Annotated in this window: 1 pseudogene; it reads right to left on the bottom strand. The window is 43.7% G+C overall.

What is annotated here, in order from left to right:
- Window positions 1-477: 477 nt before the first annotated feature.
- Window positions 478-702, bottom strand: a pseudogene (locus ACT3RN_RS16015) (IS3-like element ISPar1 family transposase); the annotation flags it as partial.

The raw sequence follows: 702 nt of genomic DNA, 5'->3' as shown, positions 1-702 counted from the left end.
GAAAATGACCCCTGCCGTCAAATCCGTACACATAAACTTGGGAGATTTTAATTACGCAGCCTGACGATAATAATCAAACCACACCTGTCTTGGCGATTGATAGCCCAAACCCTTTTGAATTCTAGTCTGATTATAGTACAGCTCGATGTATCTAGGGCGTGTTGAACATTCAAATATTAGGGCTGCTGATCGCTAAAATTGCACCAAACTAGGCGCAAGCCGACGATAATGTCGAGACCTTAGCTAGGCTTGTAACAACGTTTGGGGTGATTTTAGCATCAGCCTTGAGAACGGATCGAGCAAAGCACTGCTTTGCCCGTTTGCAAGGCGAGAGCTGTGCTCGAGTGGAGGGCAGTACTCTTTTTTGCCAATACATGGCGAAATTGTTTCACCTAGAATGACTAGGCATCAAAAATTTCACTGCATATTGTCTAAAAAATAGTGACTGCCAGCACCACATTTGAATGTTCAACACGCCCTAATAATATCGTTGATCGCTGCAAATCTAGTCTTATAATCCTGATGATATACCAGCTCGTTCTTTAATGTGCCCCAGAAGCTTTCTATTGGAGCATTGTCGAAGCAATTACCTTTGCCGCTCATTGAGCCTATAAATTGATGCTGCTTAATGGTCTTGTGGTAGGCATGGCTGCAATACTGGCTGCCTCTGTCTGAATGAACGATTAGCCCTTTGCTTGGACA

This window comes from Psychrobacter sp. AOP5-GZ1-6, from assembly GCF_052376345.1.
Classification (GTDB): domain Bacteria; phylum Pseudomonadota; class Gammaproteobacteria; order Pseudomonadales; family Moraxellaceae; genus Psychrobacter.
This window is presented reverse-complemented; position numbering and strand designations above follow the sequence as displayed.